The organism is Cellulosilyticum sp., from assembly GCF_982396655.1.
Window position 1 is genome coordinate 23,711 of sequence record NZ_CEVXFV010000031.1, and the last position, 26,871, is coordinate 50,581.

23 protein-coding genes are annotated in these 26,871 nt (G+C 33.8%); 3 read left to right on the plus strand and 20 right to left on the minus strand.

Annotated features, from left to right (window positions below):
* Positions 1–32 precede the first annotated feature (32 nt).
* From AC1VAQ_RS13240 to AC1VAQ_RS13255, 4 genes are all read right to left on the minus strand, one after another.
* Positions 33–1,025, minus strand: coding sequence for a diaminopimelate dehydrogenase (locus AC1VAQ_RS13240; protein ID WP_302595552.1), 993 nt, complete (start codon positions 1,023–1,025; stop codon positions 33–35).
* Positions 1,026–1,286: 261 nt separating this feature from the next.
* Positions 1,287–1,886, minus strand: a complete 600-nt coding sequence (locus AC1VAQ_RS13245) for a stalk domain-containing protein (protein ID WP_302595550.1) — start codon at positions 1,884–1,886, stop codon at positions 1,287–1,289.
* 77 nt (positions 1,887–1,963) lie between these two features.
* Positions 1,964–2,890, minus strand: a complete 927-nt coding sequence (locus AC1VAQ_RS13250; RefSeq protein ID WP_302595548.1) for an alpha/beta hydrolase — start codon at positions 2,888–2,890, stop codon at positions 1,964–1,966.
* Between the two features lie 229 nt (positions 2,891–3,119).
* Positions 3,120–3,494 carry a hypothetical protein gene (locus tag AC1VAQ_RS13255; RefSeq protein WP_302595546.1) on the minus strand — a complete coding sequence of 125 codons (375 nt, stop codon included), beginning with the start codon at positions 3,492–3,494 and terminating at the stop codon, positions 3,120–3,122.
* 170 nt (positions 3,495–3,664) lie between these two features.
* On the opposite strand from AC1VAQ_RS13255, the gene AC1VAQ_RS13260 reads away from it, so the two are divergent.
* Positions 3,665–4,435 (plus strand): hypothetical protein, encoded by a 771-nt coding sequence (locus tag AC1VAQ_RS13260; protein WP_302595543.1) that lies wholly within the window; start codon positions 3,665–3,667, stop codon positions 4,433–4,435.
* 96 nt (positions 4,436–4,531) lie between these two features.
* On the opposite strand, the gene AC1VAQ_RS13265 is transcribed toward AC1VAQ_RS13260, so the two are convergent.
* The 3 genes from AC1VAQ_RS13265 to AC1VAQ_RS13275 all read right to left on the minus strand — a co-directional run bounded on the left by AC1VAQ_RS13265 (position 4,532) and on the right by AC1VAQ_RS13275 (position 7,751).
* The gene (locus AC1VAQ_RS13265) at positions 4,532–5,848 is read right to left on the minus strand and encodes an MATE family efflux transporter (RefSeq protein ID WP_302595540.1); all 1,317 of its coding nucleotides are present in this window, start codon (positions 5,846–5,848) and stop codon (positions 4,532–4,534) included.
* A gap of 86 nt (positions 5,849–5,934) precedes the next feature.
* On the minus strand, positions 5,935–6,480 hold the full coding sequence (locus AC1VAQ_RS13270) for a TetR/AcrR family transcriptional regulator (RefSeq protein ID WP_302595538.1): 546 nt from the start codon (positions 6,478–6,480) through the stop codon (positions 5,935–5,937).
* Positions 6,481–6,635: 155 nt separating this feature from the next.
* Positions 6,636–7,751 (minus strand): BMP family lipoprotein, encoded by a 1,116-nt coding sequence (locus AC1VAQ_RS13275; RefSeq protein WP_302595535.1) that lies wholly within the window; start codon positions 7,749–7,751, stop codon positions 6,636–6,638.
* Between the two features lie 191 nt (positions 7,752–7,942).
* Here AC1VAQ_RS13275 and AC1VAQ_RS13280 point away from each other — a divergent pair, with 191 nt between their 5' ends.
* Positions 7,943–8,530, plus strand: coding sequence for a chromate transporter (locus tag AC1VAQ_RS13280; protein WP_302595533.1), 588 nt, complete (start codon positions 7,943–7,945; stop codon positions 8,528–8,530).
* On the plus strand, positions 8,527–9,087 hold the full coding sequence (locus tag AC1VAQ_RS13285; RefSeq protein ID WP_330697477.1) for a chromate transporter: 561 nt from the start codon (positions 8,527–8,529) through the stop codon (positions 9,085–9,087). Before AC1VAQ_RS13280 ends, AC1VAQ_RS13285 begins: the two co-directional genes overlap by 4 nt.
* Positions 9,088–9,111: 24 nt before the next feature.
* Here the strand turns inward: AC1VAQ_RS13285 and AC1VAQ_RS13290 are convergent, their stop codons facing one another.
* The 13 genes from AC1VAQ_RS13290 to AC1VAQ_RS13350 form a co-directional block, all read right to left on the minus strand.
* Positions 9,112–9,993: a LysR family transcriptional regulator gene (locus AC1VAQ_RS13290; RefSeq protein WP_303243757.1), complete on the minus strand. Its 882-nt coding sequence runs from the start codon at positions 9,991–9,993 to the stop codon at positions 9,112–9,114.
* A gap of 15 nt (positions 9,994–10,008) precedes the next feature.
* Entirely contained in the window at positions 10,009–12,021 is a 2,013-nt protein-coding gene (locus AC1VAQ_RS13295) for a clostripain-related cysteine peptidase (protein ID WP_302595528.1), read from the minus strand.
* Between the two features lie 203 nt (positions 12,022–12,224).
* Positions 12,225–13,952 (minus strand): M14 family zinc carboxypeptidase, encoded by a 1,728-nt coding sequence (locus tag AC1VAQ_RS13300; RefSeq protein WP_302595527.1) that lies wholly within the window; start codon positions 13,950–13,952, stop codon positions 12,225–12,227.
* Between the two features lie 194 nt (positions 13,953–14,146).
* On the minus strand, positions 14,147–15,487 hold the full coding sequence (locus AC1VAQ_RS13305) for an MATE family efflux transporter (RefSeq protein ID WP_302595525.1): 1,341 nt from the start codon (positions 15,485–15,487) through the stop codon (positions 14,147–14,149).
* A 106-nt stretch (positions 15,488–15,593) separates the two neighbouring features.
* Complete coding sequence (locus AC1VAQ_RS13310; RefSeq protein WP_302595524.1) at positions 15,594–17,507, minus strand: diguanylate cyclase; 1,914 nt, start codon at positions 17,505–17,507, stop codon at positions 15,594–15,596.
* A gap of 47 nt (positions 17,508–17,554) precedes the next feature.
* Entirely contained in the window at positions 17,555–19,267 is a 1,713-nt protein-coding gene (locus AC1VAQ_RS13315; RefSeq protein WP_302595522.1) for a putative bifunctional diguanylate cyclase/phosphodiesterase, read from the minus strand.
* Between the two features lie 198 nt (positions 19,268–19,465).
* Positions 19,466–20,860 carry an FAD-binding protein gene (locus tag AC1VAQ_RS13320; RefSeq protein WP_302595520.1) on the minus strand — a complete coding sequence of 465 codons (1,395 nt, stop codon included), beginning with the start codon at positions 20,858–20,860 and terminating at the stop codon, positions 19,466–19,468.
* 99 nt (positions 20,861–20,959) lie between these two features.
* A complete protein-coding gene (locus AC1VAQ_RS13325; protein ID WP_302595518.1) occupies positions 20,960–21,136 on the minus strand; it encodes a hypothetical protein in 177 nt (58 codons plus the stop codon).
* Between the two features lie 96 nt (positions 21,137–21,232).
* A complete protein-coding gene (locus AC1VAQ_RS13330) occupies positions 21,233–21,898 on the minus strand; it encodes a response regulator (protein WP_302595517.1) in 666 nt (221 codons plus the stop codon).
* A gap of 100 nt (positions 21,899–21,998) precedes the next feature.
* On the minus strand, positions 21,999–23,546 hold the full coding sequence (locus AC1VAQ_RS13335) for an ATP-binding protein (protein WP_302595515.1): 1,548 nt from the start codon (positions 23,544–23,546) through the stop codon (positions 21,999–22,001).
* 102 nt (positions 23,547–23,648) lie between these two features.
* Entirely contained in the window at positions 23,649–24,647 is a 999-nt protein-coding gene (locus tag AC1VAQ_RS13340) for a 2-hydroxyacid dehydrogenase (RefSeq protein WP_302595514.1), read from the minus strand.
* 147 nt (positions 24,648–24,794) lie between these two features.
* Positions 24,795–25,856: an AEC family transporter gene (locus tag AC1VAQ_RS13345; RefSeq protein WP_302595513.1), complete on the minus strand. Its 1,062-nt coding sequence runs from the start codon at positions 25,854–25,856 to the stop codon at positions 24,795–24,797.
* 207 nt (positions 25,857–26,063) lie between these two features.
* Positions 26,064–26,720, minus strand: coding sequence for a hypothetical protein (locus tag AC1VAQ_RS13350; protein WP_302595512.1), 657 nt, complete (start codon positions 26,718–26,720; stop codon positions 26,064–26,066).
* Positions 26,721–26,871: the final 151 nt, after the last annotated feature.

The following is a 26,871-nucleotide window of genomic DNA, read 5'->3' on the forward strand; positions in this document are numbered from 1 at the left end:
AGTCCCAATATCATTATTTCTTATAAATTATCTTATAATAAATTTTTAATAAGCTCTGCTGAAGATTTCGCTGATAAGTATGCAAGTGGTACATCAAATACTGTTTTAGCCCCCAGGCTACCTTCTCTATTCATTCTTACAACTGCACGCGCATAAGCAACAAGTACTTGTGCTGTAAATTCTGGATTGCTATCTAGTTTAAGAGAGAACTCAATAATTTGTTTATGTTCTTCATTTGCACCTGTTACACCACTTCTAAATACAAATCCACCATGTGGCATTTTGTTGTGGTTTGCTTTAAGTTCTTCTTCTGTAATAAAGTGAACTGTTGTATTGTAATCAGAGAAGTAGTTTGGCATATTTTTGATATCATTTTCAATTTGTGCTTTATCTGCTCCTTCTTCTGCCACAACGAAACATTCTCTTGTATGTTTTTCTCTTGTAGAAAGTGTTGGATTTTCACCTGCTCTAACTTTATTAATTGCATCTTCTACTGGAATAGTATATTGGATACCATTTTTTACACCATTTACACGTCTGATAGCATCTGAATGTCCTTGACTTACACCTTTACCCCAGAATGTATAATCTTCACCCATTGGTAAAAATGCACCTGACATCATACGCATCATAGAGAATAACCCTGGATCCCAACCTACTGAAATAACACTTGTTTTACCAGCTTCTTTAGCTGCTGCATTGACAGCTTCATAATACTCTGGAATTCTTGCATGTGTATCAAAACTATCAATTGTATTAAATAATTTTGCCATTTCTGGTCCTTGTACTGGTAAATCAGTTGCTGAACCACCGCAAAGAATTACAACATCAATCTTATCTGTATACGCTTTAATTTCATCCATTGAGACCACCTTTGCTGATGGTGTTTGAATATTTACTGATTCTGGTGCACGTCTTGTAAATACAGCTACAAGTTCCATATCTGGATTTTGTCTAAGTGCAGTTTCTACGCCTCTACCTACATTTCCATAGCCTACAATTCCTACTCTTACTTTATTACTCATATAGATTGCCTCCTGTATATATTCATTTGATTAATTTCCTATTTTACTAACATACTAAGTCTACCCCACTTAGTAGTTCTTATCGGTACTACTAAATTATTATTGTTTTTTGTAGTTTTGTCAAGTTATTTTTATATTTAAGTAAAATTTTAAACTTTTTAATAGTTTTTCAAATAATATTTAATACTTTAATCACCAAAAAAGGTGTATCCGCTCAAAATTTGAGTGATACACCTTTAAATATATTATATGTATAATTTCTTAGAAATCTTCCGCAATTGCTTGTAATAACTCTTTTTTTAAGCTAGCTGCATCTTTATTATCTGCATAATACATCGTATAGCTTCTCCAAATACCTTCATATACAATATGACCTTGAATTTGATTATAGCCATCAATTGTTATATTCATGTAAGCCACATCCATATCGCCTGCTTTTTCCATGCTTTTGCTTTTAACTTCAATTTTTTCATCACTTTTAACTGTTTCTAACCATGTATCAAGTGGCACCCCATCATCATAGTCATCTATAATATATAACTCCGCATTAAGCTTTGTATTAACATAGTAAGGTTCTTCTTCTGACCCCATAAATGCCCAGCTACTTTCAGCCTGTGCACCTTCTAGTACCACGATTCCATCTTGATAGCCTACTGATGCCCCTAACATCTCACCAACTTGACGAAGTGGTACATATGTTGTGTTATTGTAAGTAATGACTTCCTTTGTAACACTTGTCCCATTTACCTGCATCGGCTGATTTTTAAGCTCTGCACTAATTTTTACCCCTGTTGCTGCACCTACTGAAAAACATAATCCTAAAGCTACTACTGCTGTTAAAATAAACTTTTGTTTTTTCATGTTTTTACTTCTCCTCGTATAATAATCTAGCCTCTTAATTTTATAGGCACTTTGAATTTATGTCAATATTTTTAATATTATTCACTTAATCCAAAACTTCGGCGCATAAATGTCCTAATCTCTTGCCATGCGATTTGCCCTTCTGGAAGTTTTGTGAATAGTTCTTGGAAACAATGTGACATGCCATAATAACTAGATAATTTTACATTAACGCCCGCTTCCTTTGCCTTCTCATAAATACGTACACTATCATCATACAGCACCTCGAAAGTACCTACCTGAATCAACAAATCAGGGAAGCCTGTATAATCACCATAAACAGGTGATAAATAAGGTGTTTTTAAATCCCAATTCCCTGCATAATCATGTTTCTGCACTTGATTTGCAATGCTACACCCTTTGCTTCCTAGCAATAAATCTTTATCTAAGTTAATTCGACGTGAAGGAGATTTATCATCTACATCTCCCCATGGCGATATTGCAACAACCGCCTTGGGGAGTGGCAACTTATGCTCCTTTAAATAGAGTGATAATGCTAATACCAATCCTCCACCTGCTGACTCTCCTATGAGCAAAATGTCTTCGCCTTTGTACCCTTGTTGTAAAATCCATTTATAGGCTACTACACAGTCCTCTAAAGCGGCTGGATAGACATCCGTTGGTGCTGTGCGATAATCTACATTAATAACTTCACTGCCATCTGTAAACTCAGAATACATAATGGCTGCTTCACGGCTTGAATCCATTAAAGGCCAAACATATCCACCACCATGGAGTATTAAAATAACTTTACCATTTCCACCACCATCAGGTATAATACGCTCAATAGGGACATTTTCTATAATACTTTTTTCTAATATATAACCTGATGGTGGTTTCCAACTAGATGTCATCCGCTTACCAAGTGGCAATTGAATATGTAATAACGGGCCTATCATCTCTGCTGTTGGTTTACTTGCAATTTTTTCATTACCAATTACATTCTTTAGATAAAGTTCTTCCATTATAATCCTCCTAATTTTTAATATATCTTTATAATAAATGAATTTTCTAAAAATAACAACTATTATGCTATAAAACAAAAAAGAGGTATTTTCAAATACCCCTTTACAATCTACTATAGATTTCATATTTATAAATTTTAGTTATTCATCATTTTGAGTCATGTGAAATCATTGAGAGAAACTTATTTATCTACACGTATATTTCAAGTTTTTAGTTTGTTTCTCTATATTAAATTGTTCGACCATCCTTATAGGTTTTATAATTTTTACCATTATTGTTATCCCAGTATGTATTTCCACCTACTTCATATTTGATGGCATACTCAATGTATTCTCCTTTAAAGCTTGCTGCCTTAGACCAAATCTCTTCCTGCTCATTAATTACATGGTCAAACTTAGCTTCACTCTCTTTCCATGTATCAGATATACTATCCCTGTAATGTAGGGTTACATTTTTTTCATATGCTAAATTTTTAACTTTACTATTAATAAAAATCATAGTATTTTTTTCCTTTTGTGCCTTCTTTTCTGGTTTTTTAGTTTCTTTGCTTTCTTTCTTGATAGAGTCAAATTTTACAATCCAATCATTGTTTTTCTTACTCATAAAACCATCTCCTCACAAATAGACTAATAGGCACTTATTATCTAGTTAGTTTCTTTATACATTACTATTATATTTAACAACATTCAATATATTCCTTGGAATTCATCCCACTTATTTTCCTTTAATCTTTTCCATTTTTTTACGATATATATACTGAAGGAGGTGATACAATGAATATTTCTAACTACCAATCTATGCGTTATATTAATAGCATGATTAACACAAATCTTTTCTCTAGTACATCTCGTACAAATAGTTCTAATGCCTTAACAAGTATCTTCACCGGTGCTAATTATTACAATACAGTTAGTAAATACGCCATTGCTAATAAATATACTAATACTTCAGCAGATAAAGATACCACACTATCTGCTACTAAATTCTTATCTCAATTTGATAGTAATTATTCAGATTTAGAAAAGGCTAATACGACGTTAAAAAATGCATTAAAAACTAACGCAACAGATACAGATCTTATTGCTGCAGCTAAAGATTATATTGAAGCTTACAATACTACCACAGAATTTTTAAATGATAAGTCAAGTTCTTCCACAACACGCTTAAACATTTTAAAATCATCACTTTCAGCTGTAACTACTGCCGGCAGTAGCAACTTAGGGACTATCGGTATTACTAAAAATAGTGATGGTACCTTAAGCCTCAACGAATCTAAGCTCAAATCAGCTTTATCTTCAACTACTGCTACACGTACATTAAATAGCCTCGTAAGCCGTACTGAAGTTAGCACAAAAATGGCTACAAATTCTTCTAAATCACAACTTGTAACCGAACAAAACAAGGCACTCGCAAATTCATCTATCTTAGATGATAATGAACTCAGCTATGAAAACTTCTTAGCGCTATCCAAAAATCAAACTGCACTTAGAAACTTTTACTATAATATCTCAGCTCTAGGTGTCTTTATGGATTTCTCACTCTAGTGCCTAAACATTTCTAATACCAAAAGAAGCTATAAAACCTGACCTTGCATCAGTTTTATAGCTTCTTTATTCATTCAGGCTCATATCAATACTTTTTTATATTTTATTCCACTTTACTAATGCCAATGCTACTAATACTGTAATCAATTCGTTAATCGGCATTACAAGCCAAATGCCTGTTACCCCCATGAATAGTGGTAAGGTAAATACTAAAATAAGACTTATTATTACGCCCCTTAAAAGACATATAATCATGGACAAATTGGCTTTTAAAACAGATTGAAAATATGTGCTATATACTATATTTAAACTCATTAGTATAAATGCTGTAAAGTAAATGCGAATAGCCCCTCTTGCCATTTGTATAATTTCAGGCGTTGGTTTCACGAAAGCTTTAACAGCCACCTCTGGGAATAAAAATCCTAATATAAAGATGATAACGCCGATAACTAAGGCTGTTATAGCCCCCAATCTTCTTACTTCAATAACACGTTCTGGCTTTTTTGCTCCATAATTAGTCGCCATAATAGGCTGTGCCCCTTGAGACACCCCATTAAATAAAGACATGGCTACAATAGCTGTATTGGCAATAATACTATAAACAACTACACCCGTTTCACCCACATATTTTAAGAGTTGTAAATTAAACACAAGAACTACTATACCACTCGCAATTTCTATTAAAAAACTAGGAAAGCCACTATGTAAAATACCTATTAGAATTTTAAATGGTTGCTCTATTTTTACAAATCGCATTGTATTATGCCTTGATTTAAAATGTGTGAGTAAAATAATGACAGATGTTACTGAACCTATTACAGTTGCAATAGCACCTCCCGCCATCCCCATCTTAAAAATGAAGATGAACACATAGTCCAAAATAATATTCATCACACCACCAGAAATAACAGCAATCATGGCACGTTTAGGTGCATGATCATTTCTTACAAATGCTTGTAATAAACTTGAAAATACAAATACAGGTGCAAAGCCTATAAGATAACGACCATAGCTTGTAAATAAGTCGATATTACTTGCATCACTTCCTAACATATAACCAATAGGTTTTAAAAAAATACTCCCTACGACCATATATATTATTCCTATAATTGCTCCCCAAATGACAGCACTTGTGAAATACGTATTTGCCATCTTCTTGTCGCCTCGTCCATTTGATACAGACATAAGGACTGCTCCCCCTACGCCTAATAACAACCCTGTACCAAAAAATAATGTAAATATAGGCAAAATATAATTAAGTGCTGCAATACCACTAGCACCAATACCTTGACCAATCATAATGGTATCTGCAAGTACATAAATAGATGTTACTAAAGTTGCACTAATGGATGGCAGTAAATATTTAAAGAACAACTTCTTTGTGTCCTCTTGCAATAAACTCTCTTGTTGCATTCTTCTGTCCTCCAAAGATTTATTTTATTCTTCGTACATCTGTACGATAAGATTCACTTTATCACACCCTATCTCTTATGTCAATCTTATTCATATAATAACTTAATGACGTAATCTGCCATCTCTTCTATATCAATACTTTTTTCATCTAAAAGTAACTGTAACATCACACCATCAATCATAGCTAAAAACAAACTTGCACTTAATCGTTTATTTTGCATCTTAATCTCTTCTTCTAGATAAGTGGCAAATTGCACACGCCATGCTTCATACTTTGCCTTCATCTTCTCTAACATTAAAGTATTTTGTCCAAATGCCTCACCTAATAAATAATAATTCAGTTTCATAAAACACTCATTAGTTGTAGCTTCTTTAAAAAGTTCTACAAGTGCTACTTTCTTTTCTTCCAATGTATTACTTGCAAATCCTTTTTCTAAAGCTTCATCTTGCCTTGAGACCATCATCTCAAACACATCGAAGAATAAGGCTTCTTTATTGGGATAATGATAAGAAAAGGTCCCTACACTAATTCCTGCCTCCTTAGCAATATCTCTTACAGATGTATCTTTAATTCCCTTTTGCAAAATCACATTAAATGCTGCTTCAATTATCTTCTGCTTACCTTTTTTCATCTATATGTCCTCTTTCATCTAACTTTAAACATCTTATTATATCACTCCAAAAAAGGGCGGTACAACACCCAGACGCCTCAGTGTCATACCACCCATCTCTTCTATTCCACTTTTTGATTTTTTGATTTTTTATTTTTACCGTTTATTTTTAGGTGTTACTTAATTAGTCCTTCTCCACTTCCATTTACTACAATCTGTCCGCTTTGCATCTGTCCATAAACTTCATTAACTGTAGCCATCGTCTTTTCACTTAAATTAGGATTATTGGCTGGGAGACCTACACCATTATTTTCTACCCCAAAATGAAGTGTTTGTCCGCCTGGGAAAGCGCCATTTACTTCTTCACCAATAATATTAAAGGTCGCTGTTCCTACATTTTTAAGAGCTGATGTTAAAATAACGGATTGATTGTCACTATAAATTCCTTCATCATATTGGTCTGAGTCTACACCAATGACCCATACTTTATCCCCACGGCCTGCACGTTCTCTGGCTTCTTTAATGACACCAGATCCTACACCACCCGCTGCACTAAAGATAAAATTCACACCTCGATCATACATTTGTGCACTGATTTGCTGACCTGCTGCAACCTCTGAAAAGGTGCCTTGATAAATGAAGTTAACTGGGTCCATATTAATCTTTGTACCATATTTATCATTTGCATACTTAATACCTTGTTGGTATCCCCAGTTAAAACGTTGTACAGCTTCTGTTTCCATGCCACCTATAAAACCAGCATTGCCTTCCTTAATCTCTACTGCTGCTGCAACGCCTGCTAAAAATCCTGCTTCCTGTTCTTTGAAGAGTGCTACAACTGTATTATCGCCTACTTTTTGAGTGCCATCATTACTCATAGGTACTGCATCTAATATAACGAATTTAGCATCTGGGTATAAATCCTGTACTGTGTAAATCGTTGTTGCAAACTTATGACCAGGTGTAACAATGAAATGAAATCCTGCATCATATAAGTTGGTTACTTCTTTCTGTAAATCTACTTGGTCTGCACTGCCAGGTTTTAAGTACTTAGATGTTGTACCATAAGTTGCATCTGCCTGCTTGATGCCTTCCCATGTAAGCTGATTAAACGACTTGTCATCTATACTCCCTAAATCTGTCACCATGCCTATTTTAAAACCTGCATTTGTTTGTGTACTATTTGTCGTATTATTTTGTCCCTCTGGTGTTGTTGCAGTATTTCCACAGCCAGCCACCGTGCTAAGGACTAGCATACCTATCATTGCACTTCTTAAAAGCTTTTTAATCATAACGCTCCTCCAACCATTTTATTCCTTTTCTAAAGTATAAATTTATTATGCTTTCTAAGATTTAGCATTTACCATCAATCGGCAGAATATACATAAGTTTTACTTATCAGTTTGATAAACTTTATGTATTTTACTTATTTATACCCGTCTTTTAAAATATACTTATAAATATAAATTTGGAGGAGTAAATCATGCAAAATAAAAATAATAAATTTGCTATACTCTGGGAGCTTTTTAAAGCGACCTTTACTTTAAGTGCCTTCACCTTCGGTGGTGGGTTCGTAATTGTCTCATTAATGAAGAAAAAATTTGTGGAAGAACTTGGTTGGTTAGATGAAGATGAAATGTTAGATATCACAGCTATTGCACAATCTTCACCAGGTCCTATTCCTATTAATGCCTCTGTTATATTAGGTTATCGTATGTGCGGTATTATAGGTTCGTTAGTTGCTATATTAGGAACTGCCTTACCTCCTATGATTATTATTTCTCTTATCTCACTCTTTTACACACAGTTTAGAGAAAATAAAATTATAGCTATTGCACTTCAGGTCATGCGTGCTGGTGTTGCTGCTGTTATATTTGATGTTGTCCTAAAGCTTGCTGAAAATGTTTGTAAAACAAGACGTTTTGCTTATATCTTGCTCATGATTGTTAGCTTTTTGGCTACTTATTTCTTAAATGTCAGTGCCATGACGGTTATTCTTGTCTGTTTAACACTAGGTATACTTGACTTATGCTTTGAATTAATAAGAAAGAACGGAGATGTAAAATCATGATTTTAAAACTATTTTTAAGCTTTCTTCAAGTAGGACTTTTTAGTGTAGGTGGAGGTTATGCTGCCATTCCACTTATTCAATCTCAGATTGTAGATGTACATAAACTGATGACACTGGCAGAATTTACAGACCTTATCACTATCGCAGAAATGACACCAGGTCCTATTTCTATTAACTCAGCAACATTCGTAGGGACACGTCTAGCAGGTGTTCCTGGTGCAATTATTTGTACGTTAGGATGTATTATCCCATCCTTCTTTATCTGTCTCACCTTAGCTTTCTTCTACTATAAATATCGTAAATTTACAGGTGTGCAAACTGTCCTTTCAGCATTACGTCCTGCGGTGGTCGCACTTATTGCTTCTGCTGGGCTTTCAATCCTTTGTCTTGCCCTCTTCAATGCTTCTTCATCAAACATTAATTTTAGCGATTTACGTTTGATTGAGCTTGGTCTCTTCGTAGGTGGTCTTGTAGCACTTAGGAAATTTAAAGTAAATGCTATTGCTGTTATTTTCGGAAGCGGTATTATTGGGACACTTCTATATATGATATTTTAATGTGCTAAAAGGCACCTCTCAATTTTATTTCTGAGAGGTGCCTTTACAAATTTGTACCACAGCTTCAAGGGCTGATGAAATAAATTTATTTTTATGATAAATCAGCTTAATATCTCTTTCCACCTTAACATCTTTCACAGGTAAGATGCGTAACGTTCCTTCTTTAATTTCCTTTTGAATCAGCATATTAGAAATAATAGCTAGCCCCCTTCCATTAATCACAGTTTGTTTAATCGTTTCTGTGTTGGTACAGCGCCACTTATGCTCAAGGTCTGGATATCCTTTCATCAGAAGCTGTTCATATTGATTTCTATTACTACTACCTGCTTCTCTGCCAATCCAAGTTTGCTCACCTAACTCCTTAAAGCTTATACTTTCTGCTTTAAATAACGGATGTCGCTTACCGACAATAATCACTAGTTCATCACGACCTATTGGCTCTATCACTAAATCATTATTACTTACAACACCTTCAACAATTCCTAAGTCTAACTCACTATTTTTTATCATTTCTTCTATTTTAGAGGTGTTATGTACTATTACCTGAAACTCTGCATCTGGTATTGCTTCTTCTACCTGATCAAGAATATCATTTAATAAATACGTTCCTACAGAAACACTTGCACCTATTCTTATCTTTGGACAAGCCCCTTCATTTTTCATCATTAAATCTAAGTGCTCAAAAGAATCCACCAAATGCCTTGCATGAGCTAAAAGCTTTTTGCCACTTTCAGTTAAATACAGCTTTTGGCCTAATCGTTCAAATAACTTCACATTATAATAATTTTCAAGTTCTTGTATTGCTTGACTAATAGCAGGCTGAGAAATATATAATTTTTCAGCTGCCAATCTCATTTTTCCCATTTCCACAACAGCTATAAATATTTTTAAATGCCGTATTGTCACTTGTTAGTCTCCTCTTTACTTTTCTATTTCATATCTTACAGTCTCTGTCCAAAAATTATTTTGATAGATATCCGTAAGCCTAAAACATAATTCTATCATCTCATCCCCTATCTCTTCATAGCTTACTGTAAGCGGGGCATCTCTTACAATAATAGATTCACCAAAATAATAACTACTTTCATACTTTCCTTCATACGTATAATAATCACATACAAAATCTATTTTATCATCTTTTTCTAATTGTTTTAACCCTTTAGCTGCCGTTGTCATTTCTCCTTCGGTTTCCCTATAACCCGCTACATATCCTTCGCGATGTATAGCGTCCCAACATAATATAATCTGAATTTCCTTCTCATCATTTAAAACAGCTGGTACATAACCATAAGTATACCAACCTTTTTCACTGTCATCTACTTCTTTTTCTGCATAAAAAGGTACAATCTCTCCCGCAATTGCAACCCACGTATAATCAAAGTCAACTTTTAAGTTACTGTCTTCATCTAGCGCATACACATTATCTGCTCCTAAATCAATATAGCCTCTACCATCATCTATAAAAACCTGCTGCTCTATATAAGTAATAAGATCCCAATCCTCATCTGACATTGGCAATATATAATATTCACCCATATCTACAATGTCTCTCTCCTCATATGCTGTCGCCGCATAAACATCTGTATAAGCATCGCCTTCCTCTGGTTCATACCAACTAAACTGCGTATAATCTATATGGTTTTCATCCTCTTGTCTGCCTGTTAGCGCCTCATTCTTCGATTTAATACCTGTACTTCTCATTTGCCCATCTGCTAATATACTTACAAACTTATCAAAAAAGGTCGTACATTCATCCCCATAATCAAAAGAGGCCATCTCCTTACTAATCATTTCATAGTATTCTAAAGCATCATAAGGATAATACATAGCAAGCCCATATGCATCATTCGTATTATCCTTTGTATATTTAACTGCACGATTAATTGCCGCCTTTACCCTGTCACCGCCTTCTACCTCTGCCTTATTCACATAATCAATAATATCAATTTGTTCATAGCCCCCCTCACCAAAAGCTTTAGCTGTGGCTCTAGCTTCAGATAATTCCTTGAAACCATAATTTTCTAGTACAACTGTAGAATCTGCCATATATTTGCAAAGCATCTGATACGTATAAGGTATTTCTCTAAGTTCTATAATAGATAGGGTACAATCTTCAAATATTTTTTCCCATCCACTTACAAAATCATCTATAATCATACGTCCTAATTCTAGCGTTGCAATAGAAGGATTCCTACTTATAGCATCTAGCCACTTTGTATATCCCCAACCTGCCCCTGGTTCTGTTTCTTCTGATGCAATAAGGTAATCTGCATATTTTTCTAGCATATATGCTGTTTCAATAGTTCCCATAAGACACGCATCAAAACCTATGAAGTCAAATTTTACACCGCCTTTCTTAAGCGCCTCACCTATTTCAGGTAATTCCAGCATTTCATCTTTATAATACATATCATAGCCATACCCCATAGCTGTGCCGCCACCATGATCCCAAAATATCAATTCATAGCGATTAGCTTCATACACTTTACTTCCCCATCTAATAAAGTCTGTGACACTATTAGGGTCTACCATGTTAATACATCCTAAGTTCGCGACTTCCTCTAGCTGACCATTCTTTATAATAAAACGTTGACATGTCCCCCCCTTAATGTTGGTATTTTTCCAAGATGTTGCCCCTCCTGTTTGTAAAATAAGATTTACATTCTCACCTATATTCGCTTCTAGCATCTCTTCAATATCTGCTGAAGCATATCCTAAGCCATCTGCTTCGAGGTCTGAACCTATCATATAAATCATAATAGTTACCACATCTTCACCATTACCTTTTATTGTTGTATAATGTGCTCTTAGATTCTCTATATCATACGCTTCTAGCTCAGCATCTCCATCCCGCCACGTGTCATCTATTATAGATGAACAACTTGTAAATATTAAGGTTATACAAATAAGCATTATGCCAATGAGTCTTTTCATTTACACACACTCCTCTTTAATTCTCTATATAACCCATATTCTTTCTTTTTTTCTTTTATTCATCTAAGTTACTTTTAAAAGCTAAAACTCTACGCATAAAAATTAAGACCTCATGCGCAGGTTTGGTACTGTATAAACGAAAAGAAGGCGCCATGAAACTATAACTAGCTTCGCGGCGCCTCTTTTCTTAATGCCATCTGATGTTATTTTAAGTTTTTAAGTGCAGCTTTAATATCTTCTGATGTTGCTACCTTTTCTGCTCTCTCACACATAAGTGCTTTTTCCTCTTCTGTAATCACTGCCTTTGGCACAAATTCACCTTTTGTCTTACCTGTTGTAATGCCTACTTCTTTTGCCCAGTTTACATATGGTGCATCTGTTACATCTTTAAACTGATTTTGAGTATAAGTTGCTGTGTCGACCTTCATTGTCTCTGCAAGTAATTTTACGAACTCACCACGTGTCATATTCGTAGTACCTGCTACTTCTTCTACTTCCGTGCTATTTGCACTTTCTTTTTGTGCAAGTTTTCCTTCACTATAAATCATTTCAAGTACCGCATCTTTTGCCCCTTCTACCATCATATCTTGATCTTCTGGTGCCCATGTACCGCCGCGCTGTGAATCCATTGGTGTATAGAACCATAAGCCTTCATCTTCAGCTAAATTTCTTTGTTCTTTTGTCACGGTGTCTGTTACAACTAATTTTGATGGGTCTAAGCCTAATTTACTTTCTATCTCGTCATGTGTATAGAATTGCCATTTTTCTTCTGGTACACTACCATTCCAACTACAAATATCCGCATTTGCTGGATCATGATTTGGGTCATAAGGAATATTTTCTAAAATATGTGCATTATACACTTCTACTGTATAAGCATGAATATTATGTTTGCCCCACGCATAATCAATAAGTTCTGAATATGTTTGATAATCTTCATAAGATTGCATTGCATAGAAATTTCTCTTAGCAGCTTTTTCATATGCTACACGCATCTTTTCAGCTGTTTGCGCCATAAAGCCAATGCCCTCTTTTGTGTCATTTAACTCTTCTGCTGTAGCGGCTTTATATCCCCATGGATATAATACACATTGAATACCAGTGTGCATTGTTGTAAGTGCAGCCATTGGTTTTTCTGCTAAGAATTTTTGCACAGCTACTACTTCAGGTTCTGATGCTGCTGATGGCCCTTCATATTTATCATGTACGCCATCTCCTGCTTCGCCATATGTAAAGTCAAAGTTTCTATTTAAGTCAATACCACTATTTTTAGGGTCATCTCCTAAAATACCATTATGATCTGCATCTTTACTTTCTTTCCCTAATGATTGCATCTTAACTACTTCTTTATCATCATTAACTTTACCTGCATAAACATTTGCAATAAAGCCATCTCCATCTAAGTCAACATAAGGGTCATTAAAAGGTACCCCATCTCCATTATTGTCCGTAGGACGTAAGTTTTGCCTTGTTGCTTGACGCATACCTGTTTCTTGCGCCTGTTCATGACCATCTGGATTAATTACTGGCACTACATAAATAATATAGTTTTCAAGTATTTCCTTAACCTGCTCTGTTTCAGAATTTTCAAGAAGCCACTGTGCTGTATAAGCAGCACATTCCGTAGATTCCCTTTCTCCCCCATGAATATTGGCAAATACACCAATTCCCGTTTTACCTGCATTTTCAATGCTTTCATCTGTAATTTCAAGGCAAATCAAATCTCTATTTTCCCATGACTTACCAATGCTATAGCTTTCGCTTAAACCAGGATATTTCTCATTTAAGTTTTCAAATAGCTTAACAATCTCATCATAGCTGTGTCTTTGTTTCCAATAACTCATATCAATGCTACTGCCATAAACAAGTGGCATATTAAGCGTACTCACTGCAATTGCAGCTGCGCTAAATACGGCTAGTTTTTTCTTCATAGTTCTGCTCCTTTTACTCTATTTTTATTTTAAAAAAAGACGTCTCATTTCACACTGAAACAGACGTCTTTTTAACTTGCATAAATATTAGCATTTTTATCTCAAATTGTCAATAAATTATATAATATTTTTATTTATATTAGTTTTAACTGAATATTTATACATTCATTAAATGTTTTACATTTCATTCCTATTTAAGCATTTATAATCTCAGTTTGTTTTAAAGCTGGTATAGTTAATATCTTTATAACTAGGGGAATAACCATAAGTACCCATACAATAGGTTCTGCCAAAATAATACCCATATACTGAAGTACTGGTGTAAGCCACACTGCCACAATTACTTTTCCCACTAGTTCAATCGCACTTGAGAATATTGGTGTCACATGGTCCCCAATGCCTTGTAGCGCATTTCTAATAATGCAAATAGCTGCTGGAACAAAGTATAACAGTGTATCAATACGTAAATATAAACTTCCCGTCTCTACTACTTCTTGTACCTTGGTTGCTGTAATTGCCTTAATTAGGCTTGGTGCAATTGTATAACTTGCAAGAACAACTAAACCACACCAAATCCAGGCCATAATAAGCGCCTGCCATAAGCCAGTCTTAATACGCTTCATCTTTCCCGCACCTAGATTTTGTGAGCAATATGTTGCCATTGTCATGCCTAATACACTAAATGGTAACATAAACATTTCTGTTACCTTACGTGCTCCAGCATGAGCGACAATAGTATTTGTGCCTAATGTATTAATTGCACTTTGCAGTGCCACGGTTCCAAAAGATACAAAGGATTGCATAAGTCCCATAGAAAGCCCTGAACGTAAAAGTTCTTGCATAAGGCCCTCCTCACCACGAAAGTCCTCTTTCTTCAAATGCAGTATAGGATATTTCTTCCACATATAAATAAAACAAAGTACTGCCGCACCAATTTGTGAAATCACTGTGGCATATGCTGCACCTTCTACGCCCATTTTTAGTCCCAAAATAAAAATATAGTCTAAAAATACATTGGACACAGTAGAAATAATTAAAAATATAAGCGGTGTTACTGTATCACCCATGGCACGTAAAATACTAGCGCATACATTATAAAGCATTGCTGCCATCATTCCCATTAAGATAATACGTATGTACAAACTGCCACTAGCCATTAATTCTTCTGGCATATTAAGTAAATGTAAAATAGGTGTTAAGAAACCTACACTTACAATAGTTAAAATGAGTGCAATGAATATGCCAAGCTTCAACGTTCCTGCTATAGCTTTACGCATACTTTCATATGCCTTTGCCCCAAATCTACGCGCGACAATAATTGCAAATCCATTAGTAATCCCTATTAAAAAGCCTATGATTAAATTGTTTAACGTACTAGTTGCCCCAACTGCTGCTAATGCCTGATCTCCTAGTGTACTTCCTACAATACGCGTATCTACTAAGCTATAAAAAAGTTGAAATAAATTGCCTATTAATATAGGGATTGCAAACTGTATAATTAATTTGCTTGGACTTCCCTTTGTTAAATCCTTCATCTGATCCTCCTCCTCATTTCTATTTTCCTTTAAATCACTCCACGTCCTATTCTAGCATACCCTCCTCAAATCTCATATAGTAAAAAGGAAGCCGCGTTTTCTTTTCTTATTTATAAATAATTTGATTTCTTCCTTGCGCCTTTGCAGTATATAAGTTTAAATCTGCTTGATTCAAAACATCTCTTTCTTCTTTAGTAGCCTGTGTAATTCCTATGCTAATCGTAACCTTCATATCTTGTTGCCATTCATGTTGTGCGATTGTACATCTTATCTTCTCTGCCAGCTGTAAAGCTTTTTGTTTGGAAACTTCATCTAGCATAATCACAAATTCTTCGCCGCCATAGCGAAATATCTTTCCCTTGCTTTCTACACACCCTCTTGCAATTTCTACAACTTTTTTAATGACTTCATCGCCAGCTAAGTGACCATATGTATCATTAATCTTTTTAAAATAATCAATATCAAAAATCATAATTGTAAAAAGGCGTTCTCTGCTCTGTAACTTTCTATAATACTCTTCAAAATATCTTCTATTATAAATTTTAGTTAGTCCATCTAACTTATTTATTTGTATAAGTTTTATATACTTTAAAAGTGCCATAACTATAAGTGCTAATAACAATATGCCATATATAGTTATATACACATACCTACGTATTTTCTGATTAGCTTCTTCCATTAACTTCTTTTGATTTTCATACTTATATAAGGCATAATCTGAATAGTCCATATTGACTGCAATAGCTTCTTGTTCATAATGCATTCTAAGCTGCTGCTCATATTCATTTGCCTCTTTGTAGTAACCATTCTCATTTAAAAGCTCACTTAAATTTTTCAAAATATATTTCTTAAACTGCTTATCTTCTTGTTGTAATAAACTACCATATAAATTAGCTGCTACTGCCACATCACCTTCAGCTCTTGCTTTTGCTGCCTTTAAAAGTATATAGTTCGTATGTACACTAAGATACCTATACTCTTCAGGTGCTTTAAGATTACTTTCAATCTCCCTTAGCAGTAATTTTGCCTCTTCTAGGTCACCAATTTTAATGTAATAGTTACATAAAAATATGTCATTCATAATCGCAATCGATTCATATAAATTCTCAGGTAAATATTGTGCATAAGATAAAACCGTCTCATTAATTGCCTTAACACCTTCATAGTCTTCTTTATATAACATGTTTTCATATAAGTTAATTGATGCATAAGTCTTAATAAATGCCATATCTTCTAAGTCAGTAATCTCTATTTCAAGGGCTTCTTTAAAATTTGCTTCTGCTTCCTCATAATTTCCTAATGCACCATAAATAACCCCTAGATCAATCTGTGCCTTAGCGCCATAATATTTATTCGTCATAGTTTCTGTATGTGCCATAACTTCTAGAAATCTTTCAATTCCTCTTGCATAATTTCCTTTATAAAAATAAAGTACGGCTTGCTTATTTTTAAGGTCACACATTACTTCAACATTAAGTCTTTGTTCCTCTTGAAGTACCTTTTCTATACTTTCAATCACGGTGTCCTTGCCTTTTTCTAAGTAAATTATTTGTTGCATAAAATCTGTAATAGCAATATGTTCTTTATTATACGTTGCTGGACTCATTTCATCTAACGTCTTTTGGGTAATTGCTATGACTTCCTCATTTAATCCCTGCTTAAGCCAAATCTGCGTTAAAAATATGGTCGCATACAATTTAACTGTCTCATCCTTCGCAAGGCTTGCATGCTCTAAATAGATTTCGGCCTTCTCAAATTCATTTAATATATAATAATGATACCCTAAAATAAAGGCTTCCTCGTAAACGATGTTTTCCTCGTCTTCTTCTATCTTATTCACCACAGTTTGAAGTAGTTTTTCTTCCACTTCACCTTTACCCTTTTTTACATTAATAATCTGTGCAATAAGCTTGTTCTTCGAATTTTCCTTTTCTCCAGCAAATATTGTTCCTGTACAAATTACAGCAATTAAACCGACTAAGAAAAGGCCCCTTACTTTTTTCTCATCTCTCTCCTCCACTCTCTTTTCAGCTATTTATCTAAAAATATTTTAGGTCTATGTAAAATTTATACTAACGTATTTAATAACTGGTCAACTTCTATTTCCATTAATGGTTTGCCCCAAAGATAACCTTGTACATAATCACAACCTTTTTCACTTAAATACTGGATTTGCTCTTGTTTTTCAATACCTTCTGCTACAACTTTATAATTAAGTTCTTGTGCAATAGAAATAATAGCCCCCACTAAATTAGTCTTACTATTTTCATCTATGATATGATCAATAAATGATTTATCGATTTTCAGTATATCTAAAGGCAACATTTGTATATAGCTTAGAGAAGCATAATTGGTCCCAAAATCATCTAATGCAATATGTATTCCCATTTCTTTTAACTCATTTAAAACACTTATAATATACTCTTTAGATGAAATAAATATAGATTCAGTAATTTCAACCTCCAAATAATGGGGATCAAATCCTGTCTTCATTAATATACGCTTTACCATTTCTATAAAGTTAGGTTCTAGCAGTTGCAGTGCCGAAATATTAATGGATAAGATTTTATGAGTCCCATAAGCTTCTATAAGTTTTTTAAATCTACTGCACGCTGTTTCCATCACCCATTCACCAATGCTTACAATAAGCCCTGTTTTTTCTGCTATTGAAATAAACTCTGCAGGTGATACAGTTCCTAATTCTTTTGAATGCCAACGTAATAAGACTTCAAAGCCACGTAAACTTTTTTTATGACAGCCATATTGTGGTTGATACATCAAATAAAATTCATTATTTGCAATCGCCTGTGACAAAGCATTTTCTAATTGCACATTACGTGTCATAGTCTCATACATCTCTTTTGAGAAGAACTTCAATCGATTCTTGCCATCTGACTTAGCTACATACATTGCCATATCTGCATATTTTAATAATTGATAGGCAGATTTTGAATCACTTGGATATTTAGACACCCCAAAACTAGCAGTGACACTGTGCCCACAATTTTCTAGCTGAATATCCTTTTCTAAAGCAAGCTGTAACTTTTTGATATATGCCTTTATTTCATCATCACTCAACCTACGTGGAATAATTAATGCAAACTCATCGCCGCCTATACGTCCTAGCAAATCTCCTGGTACAATTATATCTTTCCAAGCCTTCGCAATACCTTGTAATAACCTATCTCCTTGATAATGTCCTGTTAAATCATTCACTTTCTTGAAATCATCAATATCTATAAATACAATTATAAAGGGTGGGTTAATCTGCTTATCTTTTTCAATACGTTTATTCAGTTCGCTTAAAAAAGTTTGACGATTGATAACACCAGTTAATCCATCATAAGTTGCTACTTCGTGAAGTTTGGTCTTTTGATAATTTAAATATGTTCTATAAATATAAATAACAGTGGACATTATACTAGCCCCTATCATCATAATCATTCCTATGACAGAAATGATTTTTCCCCCTAGAAATAACGGGAATATTTGACTGCCTACAGCAATACCATACAATATTAATGATATAATATACCCCTTAGTCCCATACCAAATAGTTAAACATAAGATAAGCATTATCTGCATTTCTGTAAGTATACCGCATACTGATGTATTATCTAAAACAAGCCCATTAAAAATACTTATAAATGCCTCACCACTCCCGTTAACTTTTATAAGTGCTACTTTTAGTATAAAGTACATCATAATAATGACTGTAATCCCTATGGCATCTAGTATCTTTTTATATTTGTTAATAAATCTTTTTATATTTGTTTTCATAATATGCCTTTCATTATTATATACTTAACATTTTGTTCGTTTTTATTTTATAATGCATCCTATAAAATGTCAATTTTTCTACTTTTATACACAGTATTGTAATTTTTACATTATATTAGTAATAACCCATTCATCCCTTCTATAAAAAACACCCACTATAAAGTCTATGTGACCTTATAGTGGGTGTTTTCTTAACATTTATAAACCTTGTTCAAAATTAAATACATTATAAGGATCGTACTTTTCACGAACCTTTATTAATCTTTCTTTATTGTACGCATAATACGCTTCACGATATGCATCTAATTGTTCAGATGGAAAATTCACAAATGAACCTACTGTTAGCTGCTTAATAATCTCAAATTTTGGTTTGAACCACTGCTGATTTTGATAGCTCTCTTTATTATCCTCCCATACAGATTGAAATCCTAAAATATAAGCACTCTCTCCATAAGCAAAAGAAGCTTCTTGTGCATTGCGCTTTCTAATATTACCACCTAAACCATAACCCGAAACGGCAGTATAATAGCTGCCTTCTGGGCGGGTATTAATAAGGTCTAAAAGTGTATGCAACTTTTCTTCCTCAAAAGCTTCCTTTACAAATCGTCCTGAAGATACATAATGCTCAAAATCTGGGTGCGCATCTTGAATCCAGCGGTTTACTTCTAATACCGTCATTGGCCTTACAGTTACATCTATCTTTTCACCTAAGGCTATAAATGGTGCCACTATTTCATGTGCTTTTTGTATGCCGCCATAATAAATTCCTATGAGCAATACACCTATTCCTTTTTCCCTGGAGTTATAAAAGCTTATTTTGAAATTCACTTCTGGACATGCACTACTTATTGTTTCTTGCCAAAGCTTCCATAAGTCAATCTGCATATTTCTTGTGACATGACTAAAGTCTAAACGTAATAATGTAGCTTCTTCGGTTTTAGCAGGCAACTTAAAACGCATTTTTACTACCACGCCAAATTGTCCACCGCCACTTCCTTTAAGTGCCCAAAATAAATCTGCATTTTGCGTCTTATTGGCAATAATGCGTTTACCTTCATAGTTAATTAATGTCACTTCTTCAATAGCGTCACACCCTAAACCTAAGAAACGCGCTGAATATCCCCAGCCGCCACCAAGTGCAAAACCTACTGCACCTACAGTAGGGCATCCACCGCCTGGAAATGGGTAACCTTTCTGACATACTGCTTCATATAACTCTCGGTTTCTAACACCGCCTTCTATAGTCACACTCCCTGCTACTTCATCAACCACAATCCCATTCATGCAACTCACATCTATCACTAATACATCATTCCCTGTTGAATAGCCTGCATAATGATGTCTACCTGAACGAATTCTAATTGGGACTTGTTGTTCTTTAGCCCAAAGAATGCTATTTCTTACATCCTCTTCTGTACGACAAAAAACAATAGCTAACGGATATTTTTCGATTGCTCTATTCCACATACGTCTTTCAGCTTCATAAAATATATGTTCACGCGTAATAACTTCTCCTGTTAACTGTTCTCTATTTTTAAGTAAACTCATTTTTTCTCCTATCCCTTGTTGTCCTTGTTTTACTATAACTTTCATCTTTAGTATATCCTACCTGTCTTCATTTATAAATGCCTACTAAGACGACTTCTCAAATAAAACAAAAAAGTACACCCGAAGTAAGTGTACCTTTCTATTTTAAACATGTTTTCTTTGATATGCTTTATACACCCAGCTGTTCTCATAAAATAAAGTGAACCATAAGTAGTTTATGAAAAATAAACACCACCAATAATTCTCAGTTGGAAATGCCTTTAAACCGATTAATGAAAATAAACCTAAAAATCCCCAGTACTTATGTGTGTCATATCTCATATAATGCCTCCCAATAAATCTATTTTCATTATTGTAAACCATTATATATTATTTTTCAACTTATTACCAAGTTTTAAATATTTATATAATATTCGTTCAATTAAACTTGTACATGTGTTCTGGTCTTCCTACTTGTCCACATGTAAGACTTACACGTACGACTTCGATTTCTTCTAAGTAGTCCATATATTTTTTTATTGTTACATTACTAATCTCTATCTTTTTAGCTAATTCCCTTAATGTCCATATCTTCGTCTCGTCTTCTCTTAAACATTCAATAATCTTATCTAACGTTCGTTTATTAAGCCCCTTTGGCAAATATATATTGGACTCCAAATGTTTAGCCCCACCATCAATATCCTCTTGCTGAATAATAGATTTAGACCACAGACAAGACTTACGCTTTAAATGCTTCTCTACTGCTATTTGAAATCTCTCAAATTCAAATGGCTTCATTAAATAATCTACTACGCCATAGGCATACGCTTTTTTTACTTCTTCACCACTATTAGCTGCTGTAATCATAATGACATCCACAAAATGTTGATGCATTCTAATGCTCTGTAAAATCTGGAGTCCATTTTTCTGTGGCAGGTACATATCTAAAAGAATAAGATCTATTTCTTCTCGCTCTAATACATTAAGTACATCCTCTTCTAAAGTCAATGGTCCATAAATCGTCATATTCCCCATGCGCTCTAAATATTTGCGATTAATAAGTGCTACCATTGGATCATCTTCTACAATTAATACTTTACTCATTTTCTACTCCTTAAGTATTACTATACTTTAGTATTACTATACTTTAGTATTACTATACTTTGGTATTATTCTACTCTGGTATTACTATACTTTGGTACTGTTACTTTGGCAAAATCACTATAAACTGTTTTTCGCCTTCCATCTCCTGTAACTGAATCTTTCCTTCATAAAGATCAACTCTATTTTGAACAAGATAAAGCCCATTCCCGCGCCCTTCTCCTTTTGAAGAAATACCTAGTTCATATATATATGACTTTATGTCTGTATCAATAGGTACACCATTATCTTTTACCTTCATCACAATATAATCCTCATCTTCACTTAAACTTACTTCCACTTTTTTCTCATCCACCTGTGTACTAATGCACGCTTCAAAAGCATTTTCTAGTAAATTGCCTAATATCGTAATAAGGTCATTTGAGTCTATCCCTTCATGCTGTCTTTCAAGCATGGAATTAGGGGTAAGCTTAAAGGCAATCTGTCTTTCTTTAGCAATAATTGTGCGACTTAATAATAATGCACGTATATAATGGTCTTCAATACTAGCAAACTCTATATTCTGTTCATTTTTAGTATGTTGTACCTGTAAAATATAGTTTTTCGCTTCATCATATTCTTCAATTTTTAACAATCCTAGAATAACATGTAAATTATTTTTGAACTCATGAACAGTAGCCCTCAAATTTTTATTGACTTCTTCAATGCCTGTAATCTCTTTAGCAACACGATTAATTTCTTGCTCCTCCATTAATGTGATGATTGTACCAAAGTAATTTTCGCCTTGTCTGACTGGCTGTAAATTAATAAATAACTTTTTTCCCCTGATGATAAATTCCTTAAAAGAGACAGGTACACCTCTTTCAATATCTACCGCCACCTTTTCTAATATCTCTTCTAATGAAAAAAGTTCAAGTAAATTCTGCGCATTTTTATTAATTTCTCTTATTTCATTGTTTACATCTAGTGCTATGATTCCTTCTTGTACACCATTTAAAATACTATCCTTCTGAAGATATAATCTAGCTATTTCATGTGGCTCCATGTCTAATATAGCTTTTTTTATGCGGTAAGCTAAATAAGCTGCACATATGGAGCTAAATGTAATCGTTAATATAAATAATATCCCATATCTTCTCTTTGTAATACGATTAATAGAATATATTTCATTATAGTATTTCCCTACCATAACAAATCCTACCTGTTTCCCATCTTTTAAAATAGGTTCAAACCATCTAAGTGTTTTTCCCATAGAACCTTCATTTAAAGAATAATAGCCTCTACCATATTTAAGTACTTCTTCTTTGTCTTTGCCTTCAAAAATTTCGCCGATTTGATGGGTGTCTAAATGTGTATACTTTTCCCCTGTCATATCTGCAAGCACGATAATATCTACATCTTGTAAATTCTGAATAAGCCCTTGTGTATAATACTGTAATGACATATCATTTTCTCTACTAGCAAGTTTTTCTTGTACAATTGGCATATCTTTAATGGTTAAAGCTGCCTCTCTAAGCCTTTCTCTAATACTTGTATCAATCGTGCTTAACTGGTCTTCTATAAAAATACCATAAGAAAATAATAAGGGGATAAAAGTAATCATGATTGCTGCAATTACAATCTTTGTCTGAAACTTAAGTTTTCTTCTCATCTCTATACACGCCACTTCCTTTACCTATTGTTTAAGCATTTATATAAAAAATAAGCATTATAAGCCCTCTCGACTTATAATGCTTATTTTTCTAACTTTTATTTATGCGATAGCATTATCACATGTACCATTTTTTAAATAAGATGTCATATTTTCTAATGAAATCTCAATCATATTTGTTAATGCTTCATCTGTATATGAACCGATATGTGGTGTCACTAATACTTTTGGATATAGGTTTACAAGTTTCTCAAACACTGGGTTTTCAAGTGCTTGACCTGGGAATTCTTTGAAGAATACTGCTGATTCTCCCTCTAATACGTCTGTACCGAATCCACCTAATTTACCACTCTCAATCCCTCTAATGATGGCTTCAAGATCTTGAAGTTCTCCACGTGCTGTATTAATTAAAATCGCATCTTGTTTCATTTTTGCAATGAAATCATCATTGATAATGTGATAGTTTTGACCTTTAATATATGGCATGTGTACTGAAATGATATCAGACTCCGCTACCACTTCATCAAAGCTTTTGAATTCAACTACTTCTTTAGCTGCATCACTTTGGAAGATATCATAACCGATTACCTTAGCACCAAGGCCTTTAAATAATTTAGCTGTAGTAAGACCAATTTTACCTGTTCCCATAATCCCTACTGTACAGTTTCTGATTTCTTTACTAAACATTGTCGCATCTACAATGAAGTTTCTTTCGCTTGTACGATTTACTGTATAAGCTGTGTGACGAAGAAGCATCATTGCAAGTGATACTGCAAGCTCTCCAATTGCATTTGGTGAATAGCCAGGTACTCTAGCTACTTTTAAGCCTAATTCTTTAGCTGTCTCTAAATCAACATGGTCAAAACCAACTGTTCTTGTAAGCACATACTCTAAACCATTTGCTTTTAAAAGCTCAAGATTTCTTTTATCTGCCTTACAGTTACCACGTACCATAATGGCTTCTGCCCCAATTGCTTCTTCTACGTTTTCATGGTTAAGTCCTAAAGTTACAAGTTTTAAGTCATAGCCAAATTTTTCATTAATTTTATTGAAATAAGGTACTTCTGTTGGTCTTACGCCATAACATACGATTTTAATCATTTTATCCACCCTCGTTATTCTAGTTTATATTTAAGTCGTCAATTATTTGTTGTGTAAAATTTTTCAAGGTAGAAACATCACGCTGTTTTCTACCTTGAGGATATCACCCTTAGGGCGTATATTATGTGATAAATATCACGTTATCTATTAGATAAATAATCCAAGATTTTTGATAATCTCAAGTACAACAATCCAGAATGGTGTTGCAAGTACAGCTACTACTGTTGAAAGTAATGAGCAGTTTGATGTAAATAATGCTTCACGGTCAAAGCTAATTGCATAAGCTGCTGCTACTGTTGCTGTAGGTGCTGCCATCATAATAACTGTTGTTGCCATTGCTTCATGTGCAACTGGTAAAATGTTTGTCATTGTAAGTAATACTAAAAGTACAATGTTAATCATTGGGATAGCAATTACTTTAACAAGGCTATAGCCCCAAGCATCTTTTTGTGCCACTGCTGTTTTAAATGGTACTTCCGCAAGTGTTGCACCAATTGAAAGCCATGCAAGTGGTGATGCTAAACTTTGTAAGTAAGTAAGCGGTTTATAAAGCCATGGAAGTGTTTCATCAATACGAAGGAATCCTACACTTTTAGCTGCATCTCCACTGCCTACTACTACTTGTGGTAAACTATCTTGGAAAATCCAAATTAAAAGCCCTGCAAATGTAGCAATAATAATTGGATTTAAGAAAATTTCTTTCATGTTTTTCTTGAAGTTTTCTTTATCCATTTTTGTGCCAGACATTTTAATAAACGCATATGAATATAAAAATACACGATATGGAATATTAAAGATATTAGCATACATTGCACCTGTTGTACCATATACAGCTTTTACAATAGGTGTTCCGAAGAATGTTGTTGAACCAAAGATTGTAAGAACACGGTAAACATCTTGTTTTGTGCCTTTTACTTTAGCAAACATAATTTTAGTAATTGGAATTAAAAGAATGTAAAGGGCAAATCCCCATACCAGAATATTCATCCCTTGCTTTAACTCTTCTTGATTTAAGTCTTTCATGAATGAAGTAAATGCTAAAGCTGGAAGCGCTACAGTTAAAACTACTTTTGTAAGCATTTTAGCTGCTGCACTGTTTAAGATTTCTCTTTTTCTAAGATAAAACCCTAAAAGAATAATTGCCATTGAAGAGAAAATCGCTCCTAAAAGGGCATTATCTGTTAAGGTTGCTTTAATAATGTCAAACATGTTGTCGCTCCTTAGTTGTCATTTTTTTAACACATTAAAATGTGTTTTTCATCGTTTTTACATTTACTATTTTACATAAATTAGTTGTACCCTACAATTTATTGAAGTACTTTAATAATTATTTAAGTTATTTAAGTTTATTTTTTAACAATCTATATAAAAAATAAGGAGATATCGCGAAACTATTTATAACCTCGCGATATCTCCTTATTGGCTCATCTGATTTCCTTCTATTAAAAAATACATCTCATTATTTTCTTTTTGACTCTTATACCATGCAACTTCTAATCTGGCACGCTCTCCTATATAGTCACTAAATATGTCTTCAATTTCACTTAACGCCACAAGCCCCATTTCTTGCCAACTATATAAGTTTATTTTTACATAATTCAAGCTAGATACATACTGCCATTTTTGAAAAATGCGTTGTACGAGTTTTCCAAATCCCTCTTCTATTTTCTCATGTCCCATAATCACTGTACTTCCTTGTAGGGCATAAAAATCTTCTTTTTGATGTGTTTTCTTTGGCATAGATAAAAATAGAGGCAACATATGAACTATTTCTTCGGCTTTCATCCCAGGTATATAACAAATATTTAAAAGCTCCGGCCATTTTTCTTGAACATCTTCCATTAATTTGATTTCCTCAGGACACATTTCATCTGTTAAACATAAAATGATTTTATCCCACTTATAGCTTATTTCTTTATCTAACAAGTGAATCGATGACTTATTGATGGGTATATATTCATATAAGTCTGCCGCAACTTTTTCATAATAATGTTTTATCCCTACATCTTGTATGATGTTTAAACAATTTAAAGTGAGTGGTCTACTCTCCCAAAATATTATTCTTATCTTCATGTGACTCTCCAATATACTATATTTTAATGCTATTTCCCATTATTTTCATTAATTATATAATATATTTTATATTTTTTCACCTTTTATAGAGAAAACAACTAAAATTTATAAATGTGAAATCTATATAGAGAAACCAACTAAAAACTTGAAA